This is a genomic window from Wolbachia endosymbiont of Drosophila leontia (assembly GCF_028981785.1).
GTDB classification, from domain to species: domain Bacteria; phylum Pseudomonadota; class Alphaproteobacteria; order Rickettsiales; family Anaplasmataceae; genus Wolbachia; species Wolbachia pipientis.
Genome location: NZ_JAPQLK010000125.1, coordinates 1 through 10,426, shown reverse-complemented (window position 1 = coordinate 10,426; position 10,426 = coordinate 1). Strand labels below are relative to the sequence as shown.

General features: G+C 35.1%; 13 protein-coding genes and 2 tRNA genes. 6 read left to right on the top strand and 9 right to left on the bottom strand.

The window, feature by feature from the left end:
- Positions 1-127 precede the first annotated feature (127 nt).
- On the bottom strand, positions 128-1,132 hold the full coding sequence (locus tag OZD63_RS04025; protein WP_275008186.1) for a gamma-glutamyl-gamma-aminobutyrate hydrolase family protein: 1,005 nt from the start codon (positions 1,130-1,132) through the stop codon (positions 128-130).
- An 89-nt stretch (positions 1,133-1,221) separates the two neighbouring features.
- Positions 1,222-1,294: transfer RNA gene (locus tag OZD63_RS04020), tRNA-Phe, on the bottom strand.
- Between the two features lie 79 nt (positions 1,295-1,373).
- Between OZD63_RS04020 and coaD the strand changes: the two genes are divergently transcribed.
- Complete coding sequence (coaD, locus tag OZD63_RS04015) at positions 1,374-1,880, top strand: pantetheine-phosphate adenylyltransferase (RefSeq protein WP_274980098.1); 507 nt, start codon at positions 1,374-1,376, stop codon at positions 1,878-1,880.
- 68 nt (positions 1,881-1,948) lie between these two features.
- Positions 1,949-2,140, top strand: a complete 192-nt coding sequence (locus OZD63_RS04010) for a zinc-finger domain-containing protein (protein ID WP_274980097.1) — start codon at positions 1,949-1,951, stop codon at positions 2,138-2,140.
- A 16-nt stretch (positions 2,141-2,156) separates the two neighbouring features.
- On the opposite strand, the gene OZD63_RS04005 is transcribed toward OZD63_RS04010, so the two are convergent.
- Genes OZD63_RS04005 through rpsB form a run of 7 tightly spaced genes read right to left on the bottom strand, consistent with a single transcriptional unit; the run spans position 2,157 to position 6,752 of the window.
- Positions 2,157-2,783 (bottom strand): phosphatidate cytidylyltransferase, encoded by a 627-nt coding sequence (locus OZD63_RS04005; protein WP_274980096.1) that lies wholly within the window; start codon positions 2,781-2,783, stop codon positions 2,157-2,159.
- On the bottom strand, positions 2,773-3,468 hold the full coding sequence (uppS, locus tag OZD63_RS04000; RefSeq protein WP_015589050.1) for a polyprenyl diphosphate synthase: 696 nt from the start codon (positions 3,466-3,468) through the stop codon (positions 2,773-2,775). The genes OZD63_RS04005 and uppS overlap by 11 nt, the downstream gene beginning before the upstream one ends.
- Before the next feature lie 6 nt (positions 3,469-3,474).
- Positions 3,475-3,738, bottom strand: a complete 264-nt coding sequence (locus tag OZD63_RS03995) for a hypothetical protein (RefSeq protein WP_274980094.1) — start codon at positions 3,736-3,738, stop codon at positions 3,475-3,477.
- Between the two features lie 5 nt (positions 3,739-3,743).
- Entirely contained in the window at positions 3,744-4,301 is a 558-nt protein-coding gene (gene frr / locus OZD63_RS03990) for a ribosome recycling factor (protein WP_038248586.1), read from the bottom strand.
- 7 nt (positions 4,302-4,308) lie between these two features.
- Complete coding sequence (pyrH, locus tag OZD63_RS03985) at positions 4,309-5,052, bottom strand: UMP kinase (protein WP_410543742.1); 744 nt, start codon at positions 5,050-5,052, stop codon at positions 4,309-4,311.
- Between the two features lie 10 nt (positions 5,053-5,062).
- A complete protein-coding gene (gene tsf / locus OZD63_RS03980) occupies positions 5,063-5,923 on the bottom strand; it encodes a translation elongation factor Ts (RefSeq protein ID WP_275008184.1) in 861 nt (286 codons plus the stop codon).
- Positions 5,904-6,752: a 30S ribosomal protein S2 gene (gene rpsB / locus OZD63_RS03975; RefSeq protein ID WP_274980092.1), complete on the bottom strand. Its 849-nt coding sequence runs from the start codon at positions 6,750-6,752 to the stop codon at positions 5,904-5,906. Before rpsB ends, tsf begins: the two co-directional genes overlap by 20 nt.
- 191 nt (positions 6,753-6,943) lie before the next feature.
- Here rpsB and OZD63_RS03970 point away from each other — a divergent pair.
- The 4 genes from OZD63_RS03970 to OZD63_RS03955 all read left to right on the top strand — a co-directional run.
- A tRNA-Asp gene (locus tag OZD63_RS03970) sits at positions 6,944-7,020 on the top strand.
- Between the two features lie 137 nt (positions 7,021-7,157).
- Positions 7,158-7,604 carry a preprotein translocase subunit YajC gene (gene yajC / locus OZD63_RS03965; RefSeq protein ID WP_274980091.1) on the top strand — a complete coding sequence of 149 codons (447 nt, stop codon included), beginning with the start codon at positions 7,158-7,160 and terminating at the stop codon, positions 7,602-7,604.
- A 32-nt stretch (positions 7,605-7,636) separates the two neighbouring features.
- Positions 7,637-9,448 (top strand): glutamine--fructose-6-phosphate transaminase (isomerizing), encoded by a 1,812-nt coding sequence (gene glmS / locus OZD63_RS03960; protein WP_275008182.1) that lies wholly within the window; start codon positions 7,637-7,639, stop codon positions 9,446-9,448.
- A 320-nt stretch (positions 9,449-9,768) separates the two neighbouring features.
- Positions 9,769-10,426: Rpn family recombination-promoting nuclease/putative transposase (locus OZD63_RS03955; RefSeq protein ID WP_275008168.1), on the top strand; the 658-nt coding region annotated here is incomplete at its 3' end.

Sequence of the window (10,426 nt, the reverse complement as noted above, 5' to 3'; positions counted from 1 at the left end):
AAAAAATTTGGAGAGAAATTTTATACACTATCGCTGATATTTTTCCTTAAGTTGACGCCATTGCCTGAACGGATACATGACAAATCTATCGTTTATCAAATCGTCGGTAAGCCTAAAGCTATAGCCATTAAGCACGATAAAGAAAATCATTCATAATCGCTATAGCAACTAGTGTAGACACTTGACGTTCCTTGTGATTTGATAAATAGAGGTTTTTATCTGACTTCACAACAAGGGCTTCTGGATGACTTTGAAAGTGAACATTACCATGCTTATCTTCAATAGCCTCTATTACCCCCTCACTGGAAAATGCTGCAACTTTATATCCAAGTGACTCCAATTTTCTTCTATTTTCTGGTGTATTACTTACTGCTCCTGAATGAGCATCTGGAAAATATGTTGAAAACCAACCATTTTCATCAGGTATTAGGAATTTGGCTACTACTTCTGCTAAACGACTATTTGGAACAATCTTTATCTGTTGTAAAGGCACATCTTCCTGCTTTGGATTAAGAGCTGACATTAAATGGGTCTTTTGCTGTCTTTCATAACCCGCTACTTCAATTCCTTTTGCACGCATAATGTCTTGTAACCCACCACATATGCCAAGTAAATGAATTGCAGGATTGTCATCTACTATTTTTACAATTGCTTTAGTAGCAAGATCGTTGTAAAAATCAGCAATGCGAGTTTTTGGCTGATGAAGATCATTTAGAATAAATATTCTATTTATCTTTTGCTCTTTAATGAATCGTGCAACTTCAATTTTTATTCGGTCTAGTGCTAGCGCCAACACTTCATCTTGTTTTGCAAAGATAAGCGACTTTTCTTGGATTCCTGTTAGGTTAATTATTTTATTGTAATCAATGAGTACGGTTTTAACTCCAAAATTATTGAATATCTCATAAATTTGAGATACCTCACGCCCAAATGCTCCTTCCTTTTTCAACAAACCAACAACTATGTCATTATTTACTGTATTTTCTGCCGTCAAGACAGTTGACGCTGGTTCTTCTTTTCTGGTTACATGTTGAGATGCCGGTTTTTCACTAACGCCAGCATAAGTAATATTGCTTAATAGTAGAACTATAATTAATAGGATATTAAATATTCTGCTATAATATTTACACATATAGTTTACCCTCTCAACACTTATATCAATATCATAACATATTATAGAACGTTTTACAACAAAAAGGTAAATTTAGTGAGAAAGGAAAGTGGCCTGAGCAGGAATCGAACCAGCGACACAAGGATTTTCAGTCCTTTGCTCTACCAACTGAGCTATCAGGCCAACTGTATACTTTTATTTTTAGATAAAAAATGTTATTATGTCTATCAAAAGTTTTTAAAGTAGTTTATAAAAATAAAGGATGAACATTAATGACAAAATAGGAGTCTACCCTGGCACGTTTGACCCTATAACTTTTGGGCATATTGATATAATCAAAAGAGCGTGTAAACTAGTCGATAAATTAATAATAGGAGTTGCAGAAAACGTTAATAAGCATACTGCCTTTGACACAAAGCTACGCACAAGCATGGCTGAAAATGAAATCAAAGGACTAGGAATTGATGCAGATGTTATATCTTTTAATGGGTTGCTAGTGAAGTTTGCCAAAGAGCAGAATGCTTCTGTTATTATTAGAGGATTAAGAGCAGTGTCGGATTTTGATTACGAGTTTCAAATGAGTTGGGTAAATTATAAACTTCTTCCTGAAATCGAAACCATATTTCTTCCCGCTTCTGAAGATACTCAATTTATCTCATCAAGTTTTGTAAAGGAAATAGCAAGATTAGGAGAAGATGTTAGCAAATTTGTATCAAAAGACGTTCAAAGCGAATTGATTAACCTGAATAGGATAAAAAATGGAGAATAGTGCTTGTTGTTTTTTATTTCTGGATAGGTATATTTAATATATAAAATGTTATAAGCTAAAGGAGTAACATGTCAAAAGTGAGGGTTAATAATAGAAAAGTTTGTTGTCATGGTGATGAGAATGATGAGAGTTCTGGCCATCCATTAATATATTTAGATATGGGAGAAGAAGAGGAAATAGCCTGCCCTTATTGTGAAAAGACGTTTGTCCATGACTGTACTGTGGAAGCGGTTGGGGAGCTGACTAGGGATGAGCTCTAATGGCACTTCTGCAGACTTAGCTTATGTAAATAGCAGTAAGAGGGGCAGTAAAAATGAAACTGTCCATACGGTCGAGCACTCCCCCGTGGCCAGGTATCATATTTCCACTATCCTTAACACCGTAAGCTCTTTTAACAAGCGACTCAGTGAAATCGCCAAGTTGCGCTAGAATAGCAATTGCAAGGCCAATGATTGGAGAATAAAAAATTGAAAATAGACCAAAAAATATTGATCCAAAAATTGTGCACACTACTCCAGCTAAAATCGCACCAAGAAGTCCTGTCCAAGTTTTTCCAGGGCTAAGAATTGGGCAAATTTTAGCTCCACCAAAATTCTTGCCAAATAGGTAGGCAGTAACGTCAATTCCCCAAATGGTTAAGACGAACCATACTAATGCGTATTTTCCCTGTGGTAGATTATATAAATATATTAATGAGGCGCTTGGTAGTGCAATCAATAATAATGCAAAAACGTATAAAATTTTATTTCCTTGGGTTAGATTATACCATTCAAAAGAAGATAAAACTGCTATTGAAAAAATCAATAGGTAAAACGATAAATCACTAAAATATGTAGCAAAGGAAAATATGAATAATATTACTATTGAGGACAACATTCTAATTATAAAATTATTATCTACCATATTTTTTCTCTCTTTTTGTATAATCTTCTAATGCTTTACTCAAATCTTGACAAGAAAAATCAGGCCATAAAGTATCACAAAAATACAATTCAGCATAAGCCGCTTGCCATAATAAAAAGTTGCTTAACCTTTTTTCGCCGCCAGTGCGAATTAATAAATCCAATTTTGGCAAATCTTTAGTATACAGAAATTTTTCAAATTCCTCTTCTGATACATAAGCAATATTTTCTTTTATAATATTGCTTATAGCTTGTGTAATTTCTTGCTTTGCTCCGTAACTGACTGCCACAGTGAGTAATAAACCATCGTTCTTATGTGTCATTTCTTCTGCTTTTTTAATTTGATCCAATATTTTACTGGATAATAGACTTAAATTGCCAATAAAATTCAACTTAATGTTACAGTTGCAAATGAAATTGACTTTATCTTCATTAGTTAAAACAGAGTAAAATAAATCAAATAGACAGTCAGTTTCGTTTTTGGGTCTAAGCCAATTCTCCATAGAGAATGCATACAAAGTTAAGTAGGGTATGGTTAGGTCCGTACAATACTTGGCAATATCGTATGCAACTTCACTGCCCTTTTTATAACCATCAATTTTTACCTTTCCTTGATTGTTCGCCCATCTACCATTACCATCCATAATAATTGCTAAATGTTTCGGTAAAGATTCTTGATTCAACATTTAAATTTAACCTAATTTTGACTTGAGTGAAATTTTTTGGATTTCAATGGACACCTGGAAGGTGTCAGCTACTTGCATGACAGGAAGAGAGTTACTGTGGTGACACCAATAGTTGATACTTGAATGCAAAATTGGTGTCATCCCAGTGCTCCGACACTGGGATCCAGGAAATTTGATTTCAAACGAGTGCATCAGATAGTTGTATAGTAAAGACTGGATTCCAGTGTCAAACACTGGAATGACATCATTTGCTATGTAAGCTTTCTCCATATCATTTAGTGATTCAGTATATCCTTTTCTTTGATGGACAATTCACCATCAATTTTTTTTATATTATTATCAGTAATATTTTGTATTTCCTTTTTAGCACCATGAAAATCATCTTCTGAGATTTCTTTATTTTCCTTCATTTTTTCTGTTTCTTCCATAATATCTCTACGTATATTTCTAATGGCAATCCGTGCATTTTCAGCAAACTGATGCAATAATTTCACTAATTTTTCACGGGTTTCTTGTGTTAAGTCCGGAAGAGCTATACGTATGGTATTGCCCTCAACAACAGGATTTAAATTCAAGTTGGCATTTAATATAGCATTTTTCACTTCACCGACAACATTAATATCCCAAATTTTAATTGATAGAGTTTTGTTATCTATAACCGAAACACCTGCAACCTGATTTAACTTTTGATGTCCACCATAGATATTTACAACTATACCATCGAGCAACGATGCGCTAGCTCTACCAGTGCGTACACCTTTGATATCATCATGAAAGGACTGAATAGTCTTTAGCATCCTGTCCTTTGTTTTAGTTTTTATTTCATTTAACATAAATTACCTAATGTTTACAATCTGAAACTATAGTATAAGTACCTTGACCCTTAATAATATTGACTATTTTTTCTCCCTTCAAAGAAAAAACTATAATTGGAATAGAATTCTCACGAGCAAGTGAAATTGCTGATGCATCCATAACTTTTAAATCACGAGTCAATAAATCCGTGTAAGAAAGCCTATCATACATTACAGCATCCTCATTTTTTTTCGGATCAGCGGAGTATACACCATTTACTTGCGTACCCTTTAGAATAACATCACAATTCATTTCAACAGCACGTAAGGCTGCAGCTGTATCTGTAGTAAAAAATGGGTTGCCTGTGCCTGCTGCAAAAATTACCACTCTACCTTTTTCTAAATGACGAATAGCTTTCCTTCTTATGTAAGGTTCACATACAGTGGCCATGGGTATTGCAGATAATACCCTAGAAGCTATTAAATTTTTTTCTAAAAAGTTTTGTAAAATTAAAGCATTGATTATAGTTGCAAGCATTCCAATATAATCACTACTTGCTCTTTCACAGCCACTTAAAGACGCAGATGTGCCACGAAAGATATTACCACCACCAACAACAATACATACCTGAACTCCAAGCCTGTTAATATCAGTTATATCTTTGCACAATTGGCTTATTATTCCCATATCATAGCCAAAAGACTGTGACCCCATTAAAGCTTCACCAGAAATTTTAAATAACACTCTGGAATATTTTATTTCGCTTTTTTCATTTATTAAGGGAAACATTTTTTACCATTTAGTTTGCACCACCCAAAACAAGTAACTTGTAATTAGATAATTTAATAGCACTCATCTCGCTTGATTTTATAAAATCAGAAACCTTCATTTTATCATCCTTTATGAACTTTTGTTCTAGTAAAACAACTTCTTCATAGTACTTAGCCATTCGTCCATCTACTATTTTTTTTGCTACTTCTTCAGGTTTATTTAAGCCCCTCACTTGCTCTTCAATTATAGAACGTTCATTTTTCAACTTCATTTGATCTAAACCATCTATAGACAAAGCTTCAGGCTTCATAGCAACTACATGCATAGCTATTTGTTTCCCAATCTCTTGTAGCTTCGCCTTATCACCAGATGATTGCAATGCAATTAAAGCACCAATCTTACCTAAGCCACACACATCACCATGTACGTAGCCAGCAATAACTCCACCCTTAGCTTCTAAGTAACAAAGCTTGCTTAACTCTAGCTTCTCACCAAGAACTGATGTACCATTCATAATAGCTTCCTGCACTGTGCCAATGCTTTCATACTTGGCATTTTTTAACTCATCAACGCTAGTACAGCGTTCTTGATGAGCAATTGATGCTAAATTTGAAACTAACTCTATAAATTTCTCATTCCTTGCAACAAAATCTGTTTCGCAATTGAGTTCAACCAATGCACCATAATTTTCAGTCAAACACATAGCAACGAGTCCATCTGAAGCTATTCTATCAGATTTTTTGTCAGCTTTAGCAAGACCTATTGTACGTAACTTATCAACGGCTTTCTTGATGTCACCATCACATTTTTCCAACGCTTTTTTACAGTCACTTAAGCCAAGCCCTGTTCTATCACGTAATTCTCTTATATCATCTGGATTCATCTTCATTTGTTACTACCTCCCTTTCTTCTTCTTTGTAAACTTTACTACGTCTCCTTTTAGTTTGCACAATACCATCTTCTTTTTCTTGAATAAACTCATCACCCCTTATATCATCAATCTTAACTCCAGATTTTGCTAGACCAGACTCTATTCCAGCTAATATAGAGTCGGTAGCTAATTTACAATAGAGCTCTATTGATTTTCTTGAGTCATCATTTCCAGGTATTAGATAAGTAATACCATCTGGATCAGAATTAGTATCAAGTATTGCAACTATTGGAATTCCTAACTTCTTAGCCTCCTTAACCGCTATATGCTCTTTATTAGTATCAATGATGAATAAGATATCAGGAATTGCTCCCATTTCTCTAATACCGCCAAGCGCCTTATCAAGCTTTTGCTTTTTCTTTTCAATGTTTCCCAATTCTTTCTTTGTTAAAATGCTATCCTCGTCATTTAATATTTTCTCATATTGCATCAAGGTTTTTATCGAAGAAGAAACAGTGCCCCAATTAGTAAGCATACCACCAAGCCAACGATGATTCACATAATATTGACCACAACGAATCGCTTCGCTTGCAATAATATCAAAAGCTTGAAACTTTGTACCAACAAATAGAATGCGACCACCTTGAAATGCAACGTCATATAAAGCCTTCATGGCCACCTGTAGCAATGGTAGTGTTTTTCGCAAATCAATTATATGTATACGATTTTCTTGATGCACTCCATATATGTATGGAGCCATTTTTGCGTTCCAGCGACTAATTTTGTGACCAAAATGTACACCAGATTCAGCTAAATCACGCACAGTGACTTTAGGCAAATTTGTCATATATCATTCCTCCAAATAGTTCATCTTCCATGGCATAACCCTAATGGGACTACTTGTACAAGCCATGTGTGAAATTAAATTATTTACATGGTAATAGAAAAGACAGCAAAGCGCAAACAAAAAATATTGACAAAGGGCAACATGTTTATTAGCTTTAAAGTTGAAGCCCGAAAACGCTAAAAAGAAATTAGGGGGGTGTAGCTCAGTTGGTTAGAGCGCATGCCTGTCACGCATGAGGTCGTGAGTTCAAGTCTCATCACTCCCGCCATGTTAGTTTCAGCATAACTTAGAATTCGCAGTATTATTGCTGGTATTGAGAAACGCCTTCACCAAACTTGACATGGTATGGTATTGTAATTAATACTTAAATAGGTTTGTTTTTGTCATTAACAATTAGGATTAAATATGCTCATTTCTGAAGTTTTTGCAGCAGATGCAACTAGCAATACATCAAGTATCGGCGCATCTTTTGCTAGTTTTACTCCATTGATTTTAATATTTGTGGTATTTTATTTTCTCATTATTCGCCCGCAACAAAAAAAACTAAAAGAACATAGGAAGATGATAGATCAAATAAAACGTGGTGATACAGTCATTACTTCTGGTGGAATAATAGGTGAAGTTAACAAGGTTGATGGAGCAAGTGCACAATTTATAATAGAAATAGCACCAAAAGTTGAGATAAAAGTTCTAAAGTCCGCTATATCTGAGGTTTTAAGCAAAGAAACTCAAAAAGTAGCAGCTAAACCAATTGAAAAAGGCAAAATCGAAAAGAGTGATAAAAAGAATAAAAATCAACCACCAGAGGAAAGTAAAAATGGAAAAGATGATAAAGGCAAAAATGCTACATAACTTTAAAAGAAAGTTCATTTGGTGATCCATTTGTGTGCGGAATATTTGGTGTAGTAAGTAGCGGTGATTCAGTAATACCAACTTTACTAACTGGGTTACAAAAATTGGAATATAGGGGATATGACTCTTCAGGTATAGCAATCATAAATAACGAAGGCGAGATAGAAGTCAAAAAATCAGAAGGTAAAGTCGAAAGGTTATGTGAAGTTGTTGATGACAGCAAGATGTCTCACAGTACAGTTGGTATAGCACATACTCGCTGGGCTACACATGGAGTCCCAGGCCTTAAAAATGCTCACCCCATTCGTACAAATAATGTTGTTGTTGCTCATAACGGCATAATTGAGAATTACAATCTGCTAAAAAAGGGTCTAGAAGAAAGGGGAATGTCATTCCATACTGACACTGACACAGAGATCATACCAAACATGCTAACCTTATATCTTGATGAAGGATTGTCGCCAGTTGATTCTCTATTTAAGTGTTTAAACAACTTACATGGCTCATTTGCCTTGGTCCTATTATTTGCAGAATATCCAGACGCCTTATTTGTTGCGAAGAGAAATTTGCCTTTAGCAATAGGCTATAACTGTAACACAGTGTTTGCTGCATCTGACTCTAATGCTTTAAGTGCATTTGTGGAAAAAATATCGCATTTGGAAGATGATGACATTGCAGTGATAAAATCTAGTGGAGTTAGTATATACAACAATGGTACACAAGTTAAACGCAGTATAGAAAATAGTAGTCCAAGTGATTTTCTAATTAGCAAAAATGGTTACCCTAGCTTCATGTTAAAAGAGATTTTTGAGCAACCGCGTGCATTAAACAAAACAATAAATCAATTTTACAAGCAATACAAAGAGGTCAACAAAAAATTATTCTCTGAACTGAATCACATTACTATAGTTGGATGCGGATCATCTTATTTTGCTGGGCTAATAGCGAAGTATTGGCTGGAAAGTATTGCTCAAGTTCGAGTATATCTAGAAATCTCATCAGAATTTAGGTATAGCAACGTCAAGCTGGAAGAAGGCAGCATTGGGTTATTTATCTCTCAATCTGGCGAAACTGCAGATACCATAGAAGCGCTGCGTTATGCGAAATCACAGAAGCAAACAATCATAAGTATAACTAATACATTTAGCAGCAGCATTGAAAAGATCTCAGATATTGTGTTACATACTCTTGCTGGGCCAGAAATTGGTGTTGCTTCAACAAAAACCTTTTCTGCGCAACTTGCAACTTTAGCATGCTTTGCCGTGGAGCTTGGAAAAATAAAAGGTATACTGGGTGGAGAGAGAATAAAACAGCTAAGCAGTGCTATCAATTCTATTCCCGAGTATGTTGAGCACGTTTTGACTGTGATGAAAATACAACATATATCGGGCAGTATATTAGAACACAATAACGTTATTTTAATCGGCAGAGGAAGTTCATACGGAGTTGCAATGGAAGGCGCATTGAAAATAAAAGAGCTTTCATATATCAATACAACTGGTATTGCAGCGGGAGAAATGAAGCATGGTTCTATTGCTTTAATAGACTCTACTGTGCTTATTATAGCAATTATCCCTTATGATGATTTATTCTTTAAAACGCTATCTAATATACAAGAGATTATTGCAAGAAAAGGCAAAGTAATTGCCTTCAGTGATAAACAAGGAGCGCCATTCCTAAGGGGAGTTTGCGCAGATGTGGTGCAACTTCCAGACACTGATAATTTTATCTCTCCAATCATCTACAGTGTTGCTATGCAATTCCTTGCTTACTTTACTGCAGCAAAAAAAGGGTTAGATGCAGATTGTCCAAGAAATTTAGCTAAGTCTGTCACGGTTGAGTAGTCCATTTAAAGTTAAAGCTAAACTTCTAATTAAGGTAACCAGACTGCATTCTGTGATTTTTTTTTTAGCAAAGCACGATACACAATCGTCATTCCGCTACTAGTTAGCGGAATCTATGCCGAGATACCGCGAATGAATCGCGGTATGACGGTTCGCGGTGGTATGACGGTTAAGTAATTCGTCATCCCGCTGCTTGTTAGCGGGATCTAGAGATACCGCGGCGGTATGACGGTTCGCGGCGGCATAGCTATCTTCAAAAATATGGTTGAATAATTGTTAATAATAGTGTATAATTATTAATATTTTTAAGCACTTTGGCTATGGCTTTATCTAAGTTTCTCGACCCTAAGCTGGATTTAACCTTTAAAAGAATCTTTGGCACTGAAAAAAATAAGAATATTCTCATACATTTTTTGAATGATATTTTAGGGTTTACCGAGATAAATACTATACAAGAAGTGGAATTCCTCAGTACTATAATGGATCCTGAAATTGCCTCTGATAAGCAAAGTATAGTTGATGTTCTTTGCAGGGACTCTAGTGGGGCTAGGTATGTGATTGAAATGCAGCTCACTCGCGATAAAGGCTTCGAAAAACGAGCTCAATTATATGCTGCTAAGGCTTACTCAAGGCAAGCTGATAAATCTGGTAAGTACATTGATTTAAAGAAGGTTTTCTTTATTGCTATCTCTAATTGTAATTTATTTCCTGATAAGCTTGATTATATATCCAGCCACACTATAAGAGATGAGAAAACCAATGAGCATGACTTAAAAGATTTTCAATTTGTATTTATTGAACTACCTAAATTTCCTAAGAATAAGGAAGAACAGCTAGAAAGCATAGTGGATCGTTGGTTATTTTTCTTCAAATATGCAGATGAAACTACGGAAGAAGACTTAAGGAAAATAGCAGAAAAAGCACCAATAATAAAGTTAGCCTACGATGAATTAGACAGGTTTAGCTGGAATGAAAAAG

Excerpts from the sequence above, each read along its gene's own strand:
- uppS (WP_015589050.1), bottom strand. The coding sequence starts at position 3,468 with ATGTTGAATCAAGAATCTTTACCGAAACATTTAGCAATTATTATGGAT.
- yajC (WP_274980091.1), top strand. The coding sequence starts at position 7,158 with ATGCTCATTTCTGAAGTTTTTGCAGCAGATGCAACTAGCAATACATCA.
- rpsB (WP_274980092.1), bottom strand. The coding sequence starts at position 6,752 with ATGACAAATTTGCCTAAAGTCACTGTGCGTGATTTAGCTGAATCTGGT.
- frr (WP_038248586.1), bottom strand. The coding sequence starts at position 4,301 with ATGTTAAATGAAATAAAAACTAAAACAAAGGACAGGATGCTAAAGACT.
- coaD (WP_274980098.1), top strand. The coding sequence starts at position 1,374 with ATGAACATTAATGACAAAATAGGAGTCTACCCTGGCACGTTTGACCCT.
- OZD63_RS03995 (WP_274980094.1), bottom strand. The coding sequence starts at position 3,738 with ATGGAGAAAGCTTACATAGCAAATGATGTCATTCCAGTGTTTGACACT.
- pyrH (WP_410543742.1), bottom strand. The coding sequence starts at position 5,052 with ATGTTTCCCTTAATAAATGAAAAAAGCGAAATAAAATATTCCAGAGTG.
- OZD63_RS04005 (WP_274980096.1), bottom strand. The coding sequence starts at position 2,783 with ATGGTAGATAATAATTTTATAATTAGAATGTTGTCCTCAATAGTAATA.
- tsf (WP_275008184.1), bottom strand. The coding sequence starts at position 5,923 with ATGAAGATGAATCCAGATGATATAAGAGAATTACGTGATAGAACAGGG.
- OZD63_RS04025 (WP_275008186.1), bottom strand. The coding sequence starts at position 1,132 with ATGTGTAAATATTATAGCAGAATATTTAATATCCTATTAATTATAGTT.
- OZD63_RS04010 (WP_274980097.1), top strand. The coding sequence starts at position 1,949 with ATGTCAAAAGTGAGGGTTAATAATAGAAAAGTTTGTTGTCATGGTGAT.